General features: G+C 42.2%; 17 protein-coding genes. 1 reads left to right on the forward strand and 16 read right to left on the reverse strand.

The genetic code is table 11. The features are described from left to right. The first annotated feature begins 283 nt into the window (after nt 1-283). Nucleotides 284-2,128 carry a glycoside hydrolase family 10-like protein gene (locus ACW9SV_RS11195; protein WP_479556851.1) on the forward strand — a complete coding sequence of 615 codons (1,845 nt, stop codon included), beginning with the start codon at nt 284-286 and terminating at the stop codon, nt 2,126-2,128. A gap of 151 nt (nt 2,129-2,279) precedes the next feature. On the opposite strand, the gene ACW9SV_RS11200 is transcribed toward ACW9SV_RS11195, so the two are convergent. From ACW9SV_RS11200 to ACW9SV_RS11275, 16 genes are all read right to left on the reverse strand, one after another. Next, a complete protein-coding gene (locus tag ACW9SV_RS11200; protein ID WP_479556852.1) occupies nt 2,280-2,492 on the reverse strand; it encodes a helix-turn-helix domain-containing protein in 213 nt (70 codons plus the stop codon). Between the two features lie 3 nt (nt 2,493-2,495). Beyond that, on the reverse strand, nt 2,496-2,945 hold the full coding sequence (locus ACW9SV_RS11205) for a DUF2975 domain-containing protein (RefSeq protein ID WP_479556853.1): 450 nt from the start codon (nt 2,943-2,945) through the stop codon (nt 2,496-2,498). A 534-nt stretch (nt 2,946-3,479) separates the two neighbouring features. Beyond that, entirely contained in the window at nt 3,480-3,857 is a 378-nt protein-coding gene (locus ACW9SV_RS11210; protein WP_479556854.1) for a nuclear transport factor 2 family protein, read from the reverse strand. A gap of 211 nt (nt 3,858-4,068) precedes the next feature. Beyond that, the gene (locus tag ACW9SV_RS11215) at nt 4,069-4,434 is read right to left on the reverse strand and encodes a DUF2200 domain-containing protein (RefSeq protein ID WP_479556855.1); all 366 of its coding nucleotides are present in this window, start codon (nt 4,432-4,434) and stop codon (nt 4,069-4,071) included. Nucleotides 4,435-4,676: 242 nt separating this feature from the next. Beyond that, nucleotides 4,677-5,579: a poly(ethylene terephthalate) hydrolase family protein gene (locus tag ACW9SV_RS11220; protein ID WP_479556856.1), complete on the reverse strand. Its 903-nt coding sequence runs from the start codon at nt 5,577-5,579 to the stop codon at nt 4,677-4,679. A gap of 174 nt (nt 5,580-5,753) precedes the next feature. Beyond that, nucleotides 5,754-6,191, reverse strand: coding sequence for a VOC family protein (locus tag ACW9SV_RS11225; RefSeq protein WP_479556857.1), 438 nt, complete (start codon nt 6,189-6,191; stop codon nt 5,754-5,756). 540 nt (nt 6,192-6,731) lie between these two features. Further along, nucleotides 6,732-7,235 (reverse strand): hypothetical protein, encoded by a 504-nt coding sequence (locus ACW9SV_RS11230; protein ID WP_479556858.1) that lies wholly within the window; start codon nt 7,233-7,235, stop codon nt 6,732-6,734. A gap of 154 nt (nt 7,236-7,389) precedes the next feature. Continuing rightward, entirely contained in the window at nt 7,390-9,186 is a 1,797-nt protein-coding gene (locus ACW9SV_RS11235) for an ANL family adenylate-forming protein (RefSeq protein ID WP_479556859.1), read from the reverse strand. Nucleotides 9,187-9,724: 538 nt separating this feature from the next. Continuing rightward, nucleotides 9,725-10,081 carry a nuclear transport factor 2 family protein gene (locus tag ACW9SV_RS11240; protein ID WP_479556860.1) on the reverse strand — a complete coding sequence of 119 codons (357 nt, stop codon included), beginning with the start codon at nt 10,079-10,081 and terminating at the stop codon, nt 9,725-9,727. Nucleotides 10,082-10,212: 131 nt separating this feature from the next. After that, nucleotides 10,213-10,737: a DUF4269 domain-containing protein gene (locus ACW9SV_RS11245; RefSeq protein WP_479556861.1), complete on the reverse strand. Its 525-nt coding sequence runs from the start codon at nt 10,735-10,737 to the stop codon at nt 10,213-10,215. A 328-nt stretch (nt 10,738-11,065) separates the two neighbouring features. Next, nucleotides 11,066-12,373 carry a serine hydrolase domain-containing protein gene (locus ACW9SV_RS11250; protein WP_479556862.1) on the reverse strand — a complete coding sequence of 436 codons (1,308 nt, stop codon included), beginning with the start codon at nt 12,371-12,373 and terminating at the stop codon, nt 11,066-11,068. Nucleotides 12,374-12,597: 224 nt separating this feature from the next. Then, a complete protein-coding gene (locus tag ACW9SV_RS11255) occupies nt 12,598-13,056 on the reverse strand; it encodes a DUF4262 domain-containing protein (RefSeq protein WP_479556863.1) in 459 nt (152 codons plus the stop codon). 91 nt (nt 13,057-13,147) lie between these two features. After that, nucleotides 13,148-13,711 (reverse strand): hypothetical protein, encoded by a 564-nt coding sequence (locus ACW9SV_RS11260; protein ID WP_479556864.1) that lies wholly within the window; start codon nt 13,709-13,711, stop codon nt 13,148-13,150. 212 nt (nt 13,712-13,923) lie between these two features. Further along, complete coding sequence (locus ACW9SV_RS11265; protein ID WP_479556865.1) at nt 13,924-14,937, reverse strand: zinc-binding alcohol dehydrogenase family protein; 1,014 nt, start codon at nt 14,935-14,937, stop codon at nt 13,924-13,926. A gap of 260 nt (nt 14,938-15,197) precedes the next feature. Continuing rightward, nucleotides 15,198-15,701: a hypothetical protein gene (locus ACW9SV_RS11270; RefSeq protein WP_479556866.1), complete on the reverse strand. Its 504-nt coding sequence runs from the start codon at nt 15,699-15,701 to the stop codon at nt 15,198-15,200. 155 nt (nt 15,702-15,856) lie between these two features. Next, nucleotides 15,857-16,168 carry an SRPBCC family protein gene (locus ACW9SV_RS11275; RefSeq protein WP_479556867.1) on the reverse strand — a complete coding sequence of 104 codons (312 nt, stop codon included), beginning with the start codon at nt 16,166-16,168 and terminating at the stop codon, nt 15,857-15,859. Nucleotides 16,169-16,432: the final 264 nt, after the last annotated feature.

Genomic DNA, 16,432 nt, shown 5'->3' on the forward strand with positions numbered 1-16,432 from the left:
TTTTGAGAAAAGGATTTTACCTCTTGCAAACATATTCAGAAATGGGTAGATCCTTTGCTCAACCTCAAACCTGTTTTAAAGCGTGTTTTCTGAAAAGCAGCCCTAAACCCAAAAGCATGTCTGCTATTAAGTAGTAGTACGTTTTGGTTTGGTTAATAATAGACTACTTGCTGCAGGAGAATAGCCATGGATAAAGAGTCAAAGGAGACTTTTAAGTGCCTTATCCTTACCTTTGTAGAACGTACCGTTTATTTCCAATCCCGCAGCAACCCTTTTCACCTTTATGCTCAAGCTTCTTGCCCCGTTAATTGCGCTTGCCCTTCTTTTATCTTTTACCCGGGTTTCTGCCCAGGAACTACCCAACCGCGAGTTCAGAGGGGTCTGGGTGGCCACGGTAGCCAACCTGGACTGGCCCGTACGCGGAGCATCAGCAGAGAGTCAGAAAGCGGCCTTGCGTCTTATGTTCGACAAGATAAAGGAAGCGAACCTGAATGTGGTCTTTTTCCAGATCAGGACGGAGTGCGATGCTTTCTACAAATCCAGCAAAGAGCCTTGGTCCAGGTTTTTGACCGGCACGCAGGGGAAAGATCCAGGGTATGATCCCCTGGCTTTTGCCATTGAAGAAGCGCATGCCCGCGGCCTTGAATTGCATGCTTGGTTTAACCCATACCGGGTGAGCACAGTGCCCAACCCCGCGGTGTACAATGCCCAGCACGTGTCCAAGGCGAAGCCCGAGTGGTTGCTGAGTTTCCCTAACGGGAAAAAGATCTTAAACCCTGGCTTGCCCGAGGTGCGCCAATACATTGCCTCTATCATCAAGGAAGTAACCCAGAACTACGCCATTGACGGGGTGCATTTTGACGATTATTTCTACCCCTACCCAGAAGGAACGTTCCTGGGAATTGCCAACGAAGACGCCCAAACCTTTCAGCAGTACGGATCTGGGTTTTCCAGCATCAAAGAATGGCGCCGCTATAACGTGAACGAGACCATGCGCCTGGTGAACGCCGAAATTAAGAATTTGAAGCCCCAAGTGCGGTTTGGGGTAAGCCCCTTTGGTATCTGGAAAAACGGGGAGCCGGCGGGCATCTCCGGAATGGATGCCTATAATGCCATCTACGCCGATGCGGTGCACTGGGTAAATAACCATTACGTAGATTACCTCACGCCTCAATTGTACTGGGCTATTGGGGGCCGTCAGGATTACCGCAAACTGTTGTACTGGTGGTCAGACAAAGCGGCCAATGCCTCAAGACATTTATACCCGGGTCACATTGTGGTGCAGACCGGTTTCACTACCGAGGAAGTACCCCACCAGATTGAGATTTCGCGCTCAAACCAAGCCAATAATGCACTAGGCAGTGTCATCTTCAGGGCGGCCAACCTGATGAACAACTCCAACCTGATCACCACTTCCTTTAAAGCGGCTACCTTCCGGTTGCCGGCTGCCCCGCCTGCCATGAACTGGTTGCCCGGGAAAGCCCCCGCGGCCCCAACGGGTTTAACGGTAAGCCTGAACGAAGCCACCGGCCTTTATGAAGTGCGATGGACCAGAAGCCTCGAGAACAGCCACTCCTTCAAGCGCTACCTGCTGTATACCACCACCGCCATGCCCGCCACTGGTACCCTTATCCCCGACGGATCGGTTAGGGCGTTCACCTCTTCCGAGACGGTCACCATCCCAGCAAGCGAGGTGCCGTCGCCCACCTCTTTTTGGGCTGTTTCTGAAATAAACCCCGCAAACCAGGAAAGCGAGTTAAGCAATGTGGTGGTCACCGGCAGCGGCGTTCCGGTGCTCGCGCAGCAGGAAGTAACCCCAGGGCTAAGAGGAGATCAACTTCCGGGGCTAAGCACCGAGGGAGAAGAGCCAAGTACTACTTCTCCAGAGGGGCTGATTACCTCCGTAAATGGAAAAGTCTCTATTGACATCGTCTTGAAGAAGAAATCAAAAGTGGCTGCTGATCTGTACACCCTGGACCGTAAAAAGAAAACCAGAGTCCTGAAAGAAAAATACAAAGCCGGGAAGCACACCTTGTCTATCCCTAAGGGAAAACTGGCACCGGGCACCTACCTGCTGGTGTTAGAATACGCAGATAAACGAAGCGTGCAGAAAGTGGAGTTTAGATAACGGGTTGTTTAGAGGGTACTTTCTTCTAACCTATCCTAAACCGAAACGCCCGGTGGAAACGACTAGCAAATCGTTTCCACCGGGCGTTTCGGTTTAGAAGTAGAGAGTTGGCTTTTATTTACAAGGGTTCTGTTTCCTTTGAAAAGCTTTTTTAATGCGCATTTTCTCTATATTCTAGAATGTCGGCAGGTTGGCATTGCAATACTTCGCAAATAGCTTCCAGGGTGCTGAACCGGATGGCTTTCGCTTTACCAGTTTTCAGGATGGACAAGTTAGCCAAGGTTAAGCCCACCTTCTCTGATAGCTCATTTAGTGAAATTTTTCGTTTTGCCATGATGACGTCAAGGTTTACAACTATCGGCATGGTTTAGATGGTCAGCTCATTTTCAGATTGGATTTCAACTCCTTTTTTAAAGATCTGGGCAATAACAAAAATGATTCCCGCCAAAAACAAGATTTCGCCTCCGTTATCCAGATATTGATTGAGGTTCTGTAGGTCCACGGGCATTTTGCGTAGCCATTTGGCATAGGCAGAACTTAAGATGGCCAAAATACCAGTTCCCAGGGCCACTTCGCTGATCTTGGCAATGAGGTTAGACGCTGTCAGGTTGAAGGGGTGGTTTGGATTGATTTTCATAAAAACCTGAAGGACCAAATAAGCCATGTACGCTTTCAAGGCACCCAACGCGATGATCAACGATACTATGGATATGTAATATCGTGTACTGAAACTCTGTAAGTCAGCAAGGTTCAATCCTAGGTGTAAATCATGAGCAGCCTGAGGATTCACATACAAGCTCACAAAAAAGGAGATCATGATTGCCCCGGTTTTAATGCATAAACCAAGGAAAACAATCCAAAACAAAACATTCACGAAAGAGAGGATCAGATTAGTTTTGGTCTTCATGGCTTTCAGTTATTTAAGTATAATATGAATTACAATAAAAATTTATTGAAAAACAATAAATAAAAGTAAATTCTAAAAGAACACGCCTGATCAAGAGTAAACTAACCTTAGGGGTAAAACAAGGAAGAATAAGGTTTAAGAAAGGGGCTTTGATTGAAGGAAGGAGAAGAGCCTAGTTTATATAGATGGTTTTGATGAGGAAAAATAGAGGGTAAAGCAACTTTAGAGTCAAACCCTTTTACTCTATGGAAGTGGAAACTTTGTTAGGGATTATTTTCCGGTAAGACTTCAATTGAACCCAGTTGAATCTGGCGAATAATGGCAATGCCACTTCTGCTACGATGTTTCCTGCTTATAAAAGAAGAGGTAATAAGCTTCTTTTAAATATGTGGTAAAGGCTTTGTTGTTTTCCAGTGGTTAGATTCTTCTGAATCTCTTTTACACTTAACTGATATCCGTTAACTGGATGATTTTCTCCCCTGAAAACCGGAAAATGGATTTTCCTGCGAGTTGGAGAGCATCGCCTTTTTGGAGGCCGTTTGGAAAATCTACTGCTAAAATGCCCTTGTACTCTATAGCTACTTCGGTGGTGTCTGCATGATGGGTAAAGGATTTTACGGTCTGCGTTCTTTCTGAGAACAGGTCCTTCGCGGCTTCGGCTTGTGCCCTAAAGGCAGGCAGACCGTTCAGGGTGAGGTTGGTTTCGCCGTTGGAGATGTTCTCAAACCTTATGTCCGGGGAAAGGTCAAGGAGCATTTTATCAATGTCAAAGGCATTGTAAGCATCTAGGTACTTCCGGATGATCTTTTCTCTTGCTTCCATCTAGGTAAGGTCTTGTTTCAGGTATAATGGATCAACGCTGGGTTAAGCTCATTGCGCTTGGGCTTCGGCTAAGCTTGGTTTAAAGGTCAATATAGGCGGGGTGCAGGTTCTCTTTCCTGACGATTACCTTTTTGGCTTCCTGGTAGCCCCTGTTGCCCATCTCAAAGGCTTGAAGATAGAAGAAACGTGCATCAACTTCAACCCCTTCCTTTTATCCCTTTCGCAGAATCTTTTCCATTTTCTTGCCTTTGGCCAGTTCGTCTACCAACTTATCCAGGAACCTAACTTGCTGGGTTAAAGGATTCTCAATTTCTTCAATTTTATAGCCGCAGATGGTGCCGGTGATCAGGTGGGCGTTGGGGTTCAGGTTGGCCCCTCGGAAGAAGGTCTCAAACGTCACTTTTTCGTTAACCAGTTTCTGAAGTTTTAGGTCATCATACCCTGTGAGCCAGGTAATCACTTGGTGCAGTTCTTCTTTGGTGCGGCCTTTGCGCTCCACTTTGGTAACATAGTGCGGGTAAACCGAGGAGAAGGTCATGCTGGCCATTCTGGCATCGTGCTCTGGGGTACGTTTCATGCTCGTGCAATCTTTTCGGTTTTCCTTTCAACTGGTGTTTTTGCAATGAATCTATTTACAACCTAGCCCTTTTGACGTCTACAGATTTATGTTCTTGCACTTTCAAGAATTTGCGTCACCCATTAGGTAGGGGTGTTGCTGTGAGTAGGTGTATAATGAAATCCCCTACTTGCCTTTATATCTAAAGAGGGTTATGTGCATTTATTCACCATCACCTTCTGTAGCAATGGGGTGTTAGCCGCTTACCGCATGTTCTTTTTCTCTACCGTCCATCCTGGTAATTGAGAAAGGCTTGGTGGGTTGCCTGTAAATAATTTACCCGCTTCTTGGTCTCCTTTCAATTGCCATTTGTACCAGGCCGTTGCTACTCTGGCAAAATCACCCCCGTGTGGTTGGGCGTAAGTACCCCCATGCCCCACATCAAGGTTTCCTACAAATACCGGCACATGGTTGATCTGCTTAAAATCATCCATGCCATTGTTATAGGCTATATCAGAAGGGCCGCCCAACAGATAAAGAGTAGGGGTGTGTATTTTCTTGAGTTGCTCTTTTGTTATCCTGGGCAGCACGGGCATGCCATCTCTTGATTGGTTGAAAATCCCACTGTTAAACACACCAATAGTGCTGATTCTAGGATCACCGGCAACCTCTAGCGTTTGCAAACCACCGCATGACATCCCGCTGACGGCAATTTTTGTAATGTCTAATTTCCCGTAATAAGGGCTATTTTTATTCTTGTTCTGTGCAATGGCCCAATCAACAGCATCTACCAAAAGGGATGCTTTGGATGGATCTCTTACTTTATCGCTTGAATCCTTTGGCATTGTTCCAATGGCAATGACAAGAAAGCCGTGAGAGGCTATTTCGTTTAAAAAGTTTACATGCTCCCAGGGTGAGTTAAAACAGCCGCCATTACCCCAAGCGATAATAGGCATCTTATCTTTTTTGCCAAAAGGACTTATATTCTTTGGCCTAAAGATGGTATGCGTGGATAGTGAGGCTTCTGTCATCATGACGGCACTGTATTTTCCTGTACCTCCGTCTTCCACCGTACGTGAATTGACCTGTTGCGAAAATGAATTGAAGGAAGCAAAAAGAACCAACAAATATAAAGGGAAAAGGCAAGGTCTTATTTTTGAATGCATATGAAGAAAGTGGTAATTCAAGTTAACGGTATGCAAGTACACTCATGCAGTGATTTTTAGTACTGCATTTCCTAAGAAGCTTAGAACCGGAGATTTTGTATTCTCTTTTCCTATTCTAAACACGAAACCCAACTTGCGTGTAGGTTCGGTTGGCGGTTCGTTGTTTTACTTCAGTTACATTGGCCCTTTAAAATTTGGGTCAAAGTCTACCATCCACTCAATGCCATATTTGTCTCTGAACATTCCAAAATAGGAACCCCAAGGACTATCAGAAATGGGCATTTCGATTTGTCCGCCTGCTGAAAGCCCATGAAACAGTTTGTCTGCTTCTTCTTTGCTTTCAGCACTTATTACAATTTTGCTTCTGTTCTCATTTTCGTTTGTACGTCCCAGTATCTCAGGTACATCATTAGCCATTAAAATACTTTTACCGATTGGTAAAGCAATGTGCATGATTTTATTAGCTTCATGATCTGCTACCGGAAATTCAGCACTAGCTAAATCTTTGAACCGCATTATTCTTGCGAACTCTCCGCCAAATACTGACCTATAAAAGTTGAATGCTTCCTCTGCATTGCCGTTAAAATTAATGTGTGGGTTGATATTTGCCATAATTTTAATAATTACTGAATTCTTTTATCTTATCTAATTCATCACACTCAAACCCCGAGACTTTCAATAGTAGGGGTTTTTAAATGTATTTCATTTAAATGATTTGGCTAATTTTAGGTAGTGTATTGATTTAATAAAATCAATACAGTCTTCTATTGTCCCCTTTTAGAATGTCTTTTTCTTTTTGAGCTACTCCATTTCCCCATTCTGCATGTTGAATTGCAATCAAGATTTATTTTTCAAGGTCTGACCTTACTTCAACTTCGTTTCTGTTTAGCAGAAGGCCTCCTGGCCGGGGTAGATTATCATTTCTTTTTAAAACTACTTTCTGAACAAACTCTATCTCGCAAGTTTGAGAACTTTGGTCTTGCATAACCAGAGTTACCGTTCCTCCGTCCATCCAAAGATGAACATCTTCGATAGTTAGCTTTTTTGTGAAATTAAACACTTTGATAATTTATTAGTTACGCACAACGGTTAGGCTAAACAGCGGGCGAGGCCGTCGGCCGAAGACTCGCGTTTAGGTGTTGTTGGGCATCGTTATTTTTTTATTCCCGAAAATTTGCTCAGAAAAAACTTGTGAAGACTCTTAGTTTCAGAACTTATTATTTTCCATTCGCATATGGAATGATATTCACAGGTTTGTTTTATTTCGGGGTAGTTGTCCAGCTTTATCTCTGCTTTGAAATGCCCTACATAATCAGTACAAACATGTAAAGGACTGGCTGGAGTGCTCACTAATTTATTTGTCCAAAAATAAACGCTGTCTTTTTCTGCTCCCGACAATTTACTTCTTTCAACTCTTTCGTTTACTTTCTTATAATCTTTGACCCATTTATTATTGCTATTTGATTTCAGTAGTTCATAATTCCAATCCTTATGTACTATCGAATCCCCATCATTGTAGAGTGTGAATTCTCCGTCCCCAGTCTCAAGGGTTATAGTAATCCATCTTTGAGGCTCAATTTTCTTAGATTCTAAATTTTGCTCCGAATTGCAACTTGTTATTGTAAACAATGATAGGATTAGAAATACTCTTATCATTCATGTATTTATTAATGTTGCCCAACTAGCGTATATACGTGAACATACGGTTATTTGCACTATGTACAAAAGTGTCAGAACTTGTTTTTATATAGCGTGGGCATTTAAATGCTTGTAAACAGATTGCATTTACCGTATGATTCTTTACAAAAGATCAATTCATCATCTGCTCACTTCTATTCCGGAATACTCTTTTTAATGTTTTCCCAGTCACGCCAATGGGAAACTCAGACCACTCCATGATTTCACAGCGACATAATTTTTCTTTCTCTTCTAGCATCTGATTGAATTCATGTAGAAGGAGACTATTGCTTATGCTATTCTTCACTTTAAGGGCAGCAGCTACCGCAGGCAGATAGGTACCGTCTGGCTGCTGGTGAGCATATACACAAACATCATAGACAGCAGGATGCTTGTGTAATTTTTCCTCAATAGGCAGACTGTACACCTCTCCATCGCGGGTGTGAATGACATCTACTAACCGGTCTAATTGGATAAGGTGTCCATCTTTGTCTAAACGGACTACATCTCCGGTAAAAAACCAATTGTCATGGATAGCCTGATACGTTAATGCGTGGTTGTTCCAATAGCCAGCAAATACAATTTTTCCTTTTACCTCCAGTTTACCAACTTCTCCTCTTTTTACTTTCTCTCCGTTTTCCTTTACAATTCTTATTTTGGGGCCAAAAGGAGTGGAGCCAATCCGTCCAATTCTGCGGTCAAATTTCTTTGTGTACCTGGTGATATACCGAATCACAGAGGGTGTGCCTACTTCACTGGATCCCTGTGCATCTAAATAAATGGAACCCTTCAAGGGAATACCAAAAGCTTTGAATGCATTCCCGATAGAGACAAACTTACGCTGAATCACTTCATGGCTAGCATCAGCGGTAGAGCCCCAAATCCGCATGGCACTTAAATCATACTTTTCTGCGGGAACTTCTTTAAGTTGGGTGTAGGTAACTGGGAATCCAAAATACCCTGTATACTTCCCTTCGGCCAAGGTTCGCATCACTTCCTCCGCATTGAAATCCAGATGGTCATAGCTACTGCTCCAATGGGCAGGGAATCCTAGCAAAAGCAGGCTGTTAAATGAAAGAATGACCGCCTGATGGTTATTGGGTACGGCTCCAAACCCTTTATCCCAGGTGCGGGACAGGTGCACATAACAAAGCCATCCGCGAACGGCATGGGCTTGAGGGCCATTTTTTAGAATAACCGCTTTGGGAAAACCTGTTGTCCCGGATGAATGGACCAGATACAAGGGATCATCCTTTCCCCTGGGAACGGCAGGACTTTCTTTGTGTACAGACAAAAGCGCCTCCTCTAACCAGTAGATCTGGATATCTGGAAACCTACACGCCATTTGCTCCTCTAACGCCCTAGACTCGATCTCTGAATCTAGGGCTCTTTTTTCTGCAATGATTAGCTTCCTACAGCATCCAAAATCAAAACCGCTCTGTAGGAACCTGAGGATTGCCGCACTATCTGTAATGAGGATAGTAGCCGATAAATTTGCCAAATAAGGCTCAAAATCATTTATGGCGAGTTTTCCATTTACAGGACATGCAATGCCTCCGGCCCGGATAATGGACATCGTAAAAAGATGAATATCAAAGTGGTTCTGCTTATAGATGGCAACGCGCTCACCATATTGGAGAATGAATTGATGCTGTAGGAGGGAGGCAAGCATCCCTGCAGTGGATTGAATACGTTTTGCGCTCCAGGCCAAGGGGTCTTTATACCGAGGTTTGAACGCTTCGATCTCCCATTGGCAGGGTTTATCTATTGTGAAGAGAGGCCTTTCCCCATATTTAGTTGCTGCTCTATCAGGAATCAACTCCAGAGAAATAGGGCCTAAAGCAAGCGGAAGACGTTGATGAAGGCCTATCCGGATGGCTACAAAAACCAGGTAACCTATGATTATGGCTAGAAGAAGGTATATGATCATTTCCTTTTAAGGAAGAAGTTGCAAGGGTTACTTATGGAAACGTAAGCCAAACAGGATAAGGAGCGAACATGATGTGCTGGAAAAGAGCATCAAAGTCCTACAGTGCATCTAACCTGGTAATTTCTCCCTGCTTTTCCGGATGGAATTTTGATCGTGTGCTTTAAAGTGAGCTATATACCAGTTTAAAATCTAATTTGGTCAATCTTAGGTTAAGCTATATAGAATTGAATACATGCCCTTTTTTCCTTTTGAATTCAGGTGCCTAATACAAACGATGACGTTAACGCATTGCTGTCAGGGGTAGCATTGGCAGCAGTGCAGTTGAGTAAAGAGAACTAGATGCCGTGTTGTTCGTCAGCCCAATAGTAGAACATCAGGCAACACTTGCTGCAATGCACTGTCGACGTTAGTTTCTTGCTGATTTAAACCGGATCTAAAAGTATGAATTAACAACTGTTGATGGATGGAATATATAGACTCTTCAACTAGCAATCAGTTAGAGTTCGAGCTTTCAGCCATTTGTCACAACTTGTAATGTTCATTTTGACTTGGTTTCAATGACAAAGGCTTTCAATTCAGCCATCTTACCATCTCTAAATCGCCATACGTCACAGTAAGAATAATCAACTAGTAGGCCTTGTTCGTTTTTCATTGTGATGGTACCGACAGCTGTAAGAAAATCACCTTCAGCAATTAAGTTTACAACTTTAAACCTTGGAGGTTCCTTATAAGCCGTTGCCATGTAGTGTCGAACGGCGTCCTTGCCCTGCAAAGTCTTATCGCCTATAAATACCCATTTGGTGTCTTCAGTGCAATAAGAAAGAAAACCTTCATTGTCACCCTTGATAATCGCTGCGTTTGCCTTTTGTAAAATTGCTTTATTGGTCTCGCTCATTTGAATACTACTTTTTGGTATTTGATCATCTGGGTAGAATTTGTATCACAAAATAACCACCAACGTCTAGTTTAAAAAACGGGGAGGCCATCGGCCGAAGCTGACTTTTATACTAGACGTTGTACACGGTTTTATATTTCAAATCTCAACAGTTCTAAATAAGGGTCTCCAACCAAACCCAATAATTTTGCAAAAGCTGGCTCTGTCTTAAGTCCTTCTTTTTTAAGTCGTATGATTTCAGTTCTGAACTTATCATCTTTTAAATTCAAGATTTTATGTTCCACTAGCATATGCCTGTATGCATTTTGCTCTTTTGTCGGGTAATTCTGTCCAAAAACCTCTACTTCAAATTCTCCTGCTTGAAAGGTTGCGATTGTTGATAATAAGTTATTCCAGGTATTTGTCCGAATTTCAAATTTGTCTTTGTTTGAGTACAAACGAGTGAGTGTTTCTGCAAATTCCTGGTGATTTGAACATTCACAAATAATATCTAAATCACTTTCTGGTAGGTCAATTCCAATTGGTATAGTTCCTGTCAATAGTGGACTGTAAGCTTGCAAATCCTCAAAGATGAAAAGTTTAGTCAGTTCTGTATAGGCTTGTTGCTGACGCTTATTGCCATATTTAAGATATTCGATAGTTGTGAAGTCCGGCATCAAGGTTTTATATTGTGTACAACGTACTTTTGTTAACTGCGGAGAGGCCCTCAGCCGAAACTGGCGTTAACAAAAGTAGGTTGTGGCGAGTTTGTTTTACTGCATAGCCCACCGAGCTTTTTTCTATTTTTTTGTTTTCGGCTTGTTTTCAGGAATTAATACAGAAAACCCAATTTGTACCCGGCGGTTTTCTAGTATTGCTGGTTAAATCTTTGCAGATATTTTGCATCAGTTCCTCTTCTAGAACTTCTGCTACTTTCTAAGGGCATTGTCGGAAGATATGCACTAACAGGCTTTTACATGCTCAGATCAAGGCCTGTTTGCGGTTTTACCTATGTTCTGTGTTGTAAGCAGTCCTTTTGTTTTCTTTAGTTAAAATAGAGAGCAACTTGCATAAATAAGCGTTTTCCTTTACTACATCTTTCTGCAGATTCCATTCCTGCAAAATAACAGCTACAACATTGTCTTCTGGCAGAATTAAAATGTGTTGTCCCCCTTTACCTCTGGCAGTGTATACTAGTTTACCGTTATAGTTTAGAAGCCACCATGAGTAGCCATACCCCACTTCCTGATAACAGTCTAAAGTTCTGAAAGCTTTACTTTCACTTGTATAGTTGGTGAAGCTCTTATCCACCCATGAAGAGTCCAGAAGCTGTACACCATTGACTCTTCCTTTATTGAGGTATAACTCCCCGAATCTGGCGAGGTCTCTTGCCGTGAAATAAGTCTCGTCTCCGCCAGCATAGTAGCCGTCCACTTTCCGCCAAAAGCCGCATTGGATACCGAGTGGTTTGAACAGATTTTCCTGGGCAAATTCTTTGGTAGTTGTTTTAGAACCCTTCGTGATTAAAGCAGAAAGAACCATCTGGGAGCCTGTGAAGTATTTAAACTCTTGTCCCAATTTGTTCTCAGAAACTTCTTCATTTAGCATCACTTGCTCAACATTCTGTGGCCCATCCCAACCTGTAAATCCACCTCGCATTGACAACAAATGAGCTACTGTTAATTTTTCCTTATGCAGATTCTGTTCACTCTTCTGGTACTCTGGGAAGAAGGGAATCACATAATCGTTTTCAGACTTTAGATCCCCTTTCTGCATTGATAGGCCAATCAAGGCTGATGTGATGCTTTTGGTGACAGAATGGACGTTGAAAGCACTGTACTTGGTGGCTCCTTTCTGGTACTTTTCTACCACTAACTTACCATCTTTGACCACTATTAGCCCTCTTAGCCTTTCCCAATCTTCAATTTCCTTAAAATATTGCTCTATATCTTCCTGATTATAACCTGCACTTACTGGAGTGCCCGTTTGCCATTTGTAAGGCTCATAACTGACTTCAAAAGATTGTGAAGTTGTAAAGGGCAATGAAAGATTAAGCGGATGCCATTCCAAAAAGTAGTTCATGGTATTGACTACTATTAATAAAGTGGCTGCTGATGCTAACCCAAGAAACAATTTCTTTCTCCGATTCTTCTTCCAGATTAAAACTACTGCTGTGAATAGCAGGATTAGCAAAACCAACACATACTCAATGGCATTTGGGTAAGGTAAATGAAAGTAATCATCTTTGATTTTGTAGGAGATGCCTATAAATAGTCCAGTAAGAAGTAAAAAGGTGATGTTCAGTTTCTTCATTCAGGTCTGAGTTTCTTATAACTTTTGCTAAAGCAATTAATTACTTCTGTTTTTTTACTGTTTGTATGGTAGGTTAATGTCGTTTCTGCTACTCTCGATTATACTATTTTTCAGCTTACCTTACCTTGAAACCAAATTTCAAATGTTTTACAATGTTTTAGGCTAAACGGGGGCGAGGTTGTCAGCGGAGACTAGCGCTTAGGTGTTGTTGTGCGGAGTGATTTTTAGTTTTTAAACTCTCCCATGATTTCTTGGTCATAATCATAACCTGCGTCATTGGGGAAGTTTCCTTTTGTGTCAGGATAGATTACCTGTAAGTATTTATATTCCTCATTTTCGTAGATTCTAATACTGGACAGAATATAATTCTTCAAACTAGCCACTGGGACGTCGATAAGGTAAACAGGAAATCTTTCCGATAAGAAGTCGAGGCGCTGATTGAGTTTTACCTCTTTATTCTCTTTGAAAGCTTCCACATAGTTTTCAATTATTTCTGAACAAAGCCCTGGAGGTAAAGATGAGATGAATACTTCTGGGATGTTAAAGCTTTTGAAAATTCCAGTCGAGTAGCAAAAAGAGGGAGTTTCTTCTGTGGCAAAAACATTTGTAAGGTGATAGCCTGACTCATTGATATTATTATCCACCTTCTCAAAATATTCTTTAATCTGCTCGTCTGTCATCATTTTTCTCTATTCTATTTTATATTAATTACCCACAACGTATTTGTGTAAACGACGGCGAGGCCGTCAGCCGTAACATGTTTTTTATACAGTGTTAGGGTAAGTTATTTATTTCTTCTTTTGTAGTCCAAGTGAGTTTGCCGCAAGAGTTAACGATGATTTCTGAATCACTGTCGGCAAAGGAGTCAACTAACTTCTTTTTGAAAGTCGCCCATTTTTTATCAACCTGCTCGCAGGCAGTGCTTGCTATCACAATCCGTTTAGTTCCTAATATAAAAATTGATGGTGTAACCTTTATCGGTTGGCTTATTTGTCGCTTAATTTTAGCGCAATCATTCGGGAAGCAATACAATAGTGAATCTTTAGCTTGTCGGCACTTTTCTTCTGTCGCAAAGTCAAATTGCCACATTTGAATACGGGTGTAGACAGTCTTGCCGTAACTGTTTTGGTTTGAATGGTTTTTTTTAGCTTTTAAGAAGGTTTCTAGCTTCTGTTTATGAAGTCCATGGTTTTCAATAGAATTCACAAAGTACCCTGCTTTAAAAGCTTTTACTACCTGAAAATCGTTTTGTGTTCTTGCAAATTGATGAATATTATTTACCTCTCCTCCAAAGAGAACTGGTAGAAGACCTATTAGAATGGTTAATAATAATTTCATCTATGTTTCAAATTTACCGCCAACTACTGTGCATATAGAGCAGTTCCGGTTATTGACACCTTGAACAGAGCCAAACTTCCGTTTATACACCCCACGGTAGCTTGATAACCGGAACTGTAGGCTCAAATTCCTGCAGGTACTGTCGTGGATTTGGTTGCGCCAGCTTGAAGGACTTATTTGTGGTTATTTCTTTGAAAGGTCACTACCACTTTTTAAAAGGTCACTACCACTTTTCCAATGGTTCTGCCGCTTTCTAATAGAAGGTGCGCTTCTTTCAGGTTTTCGGCAGTTAAGCCATGAAGGGTGGTGTTAAGAGTTGGTTGTAAGAGGCCCTCATCCAGCAGTTGCGCAATTTTGTTTAGAATGTGATGCTGCTCTACCATGTCTTCTGTTTGGTACATAGATCGCGTAAACATCAGCTCCCAATAAAAGCTGACACTCTTTCTTTTTAGCTGATTCAATTTTACAGGTTCTGTAGGGTCACTGATAGAGCCTACCTTTCCAAATGGTTTAATGAGTTCTACCATGGCCTCCCAATATTGATTCAGGTCTACAAAGTCTACAATAAAGTCTACCTGTTCAATGCCAATGTTTTTTACCTCATGCACCAGGTTGGTGTGGTTGACTACATGGTCTGCGCCCATTTTTCTGCACCAATCAATGGTAACGTCTCTGGATGCAGTGGCAATCACGGTTAACCCCAGCAACTTTTTAGCCAGTTGAATGGCAACGGAACCAACACCTCCTGCACCACCAATAATAAGAAGGGTTTTGCCGGCATCTTTCTCTTTGCTCAATTGAAAATGGTCAAAGAACAGTTCATAGGCCGTAAGGGAAGTAAGCGGCATGGCGGCAGCTTGTTCCATGGGGATGTTCTTCGGGGCGAACCCTACAATGCGCTCATCCACTAACTGATATTCCTGGTTAGAGCCTTCTCTGGTAAGGTCTCCTGCATAAAATACTCGGTCACCTTTCTGGAAGAGGGTCACCTCCTCCCCGGTAGCTTCTACGGTACCTATCGCATCCCAACCAATGACCTTAGGCGTATCCTGTTGCTTGTCTTTGAGGCTGTTTCTTCTTATTTTATAATCTACCGGGTTAACCGATATGGCTTCCACCTTTACCAGAATGTCTTTTCCTTGCGCAGTTGGTATTTCTTTTTCAAACTCAAGAAAGCTATCTGCTTCCCCAATGGGTAATGACGTTTTAAATCCAATTGCTTTCATAGTGTGTGTTACTTTGGTTTTAGATAGTAATTCTAGAAACTGTTACCGTTAAATTCCTGTGAGGTTGTCAGGGATTCTGCTATCCCCTCTATCTTTTAGTTCTAACCTTTGGGAAGGAGACGGCTAACGTGAGATGTATTGCCAGTGTGCTGATGAACCATGTTGCAAAAAGCTTGCTGCCTTATCCGTATAATTATCAATTTTTTTAAGAAGGAGAGCAGCCCCTGAGCATAGTGGCAATACGGTGGTGCGCGTTCGTTTTATTTCCCAATAAGAACATTGTACTCGTTTGGGACTTCCACTCCTTTAAAACGGTTGGTCAAGCCATAGAACAGAAAGGCTGTCAGGATAATACCTACGCCCAATATTGCTTTTGCCTGCCTTTGTGGTGTCCAGCCAAAAACAGCCTGTTTCATTTTCTTGCTGTGAATCGCTGCCATATGCCCGAAAAAGGAGATAGTGGCAAGCCCGTAATAAGGAATAAAGAACAGGTTGAATGGGAAAGTGTTCAATCCTGCCACGCCATAATAAAAGTTGGTGTCCAGGTTCAAAACAGTCCGTCCCACTAACACAGAGCCTACGTGAATGGCAAAGAAAGCTGCCAGGTAAAGTCCTGTCCAACGATGCAGTTTATCAATGTTGCTGACAGCTGCCTTCCGGCTTTTCTTGAAGAGCGTTATGCCCGACACTATTTGTAAAAGCACGGCCATCAGTATAATGGTCTCCACAAGAATGTTGCGGTACACAAGGCGCAGGCTTTTCATGACCTCTATATGCTGGTCAGCTCCTGCAATACTGTAGAGGTGGTTGAAAAAATGAAGCCCTGTAAATAGAGCTAATATGAGGCCAGATAGGTAATGAAGTCTTCTGTTAGTCAATTTTAAAGGGAGGTTTGATAGCTTAAAATGTTACACAATGATTAGGTTAAACGGCACCTCCTGCCGCTTTCCACCATTTCTTTGATTATCCGGTTTCGCTCCAAAAGCAGGCGCGTCATGTATTGCTTTAAAAACAGGTAATTTGCCAGCTTGCCTAGCACACACAAAGGCGAGGTATAGTGGAATACATCTGTCATGCGGGTAGCCTCCCCAAGTAAAGCTTCAAACCTATGCTCATGGCGGAAGCTTTTGAAAGCGCCGGTGAGCATTTCATCTGCAAAGAAATAAGGCCGCTCAAATGCCGTAATGTGACTGCTCAACTTTTGCCGAACGCCCAGGTTTTTGCTTCCCATGTGACGGAGTTTCCTAATTCCATTAAACCTGCTACTAATCATTGATAGCGTTCACCTATTTGCGCATTTGAAACTAGGTGCGATTCAAAATTCAAAGCTATGCTCCCAAAATTTTATGAAGGAACAAGTAGTATAAGCCTAATCAGGGTAATATTTAAAAGAGCTAAATTATTGTAAATGTTTTCGTAAGGAAGATGTAAAAATACTTTCATTTTTAGAAAGCACTAAAGTCAATTACTTAATTTACTAATAATAAAGTTTGAT

It is taken from the genome of Rufibacter sp. JT20002 (assembly GCF_056491185.1).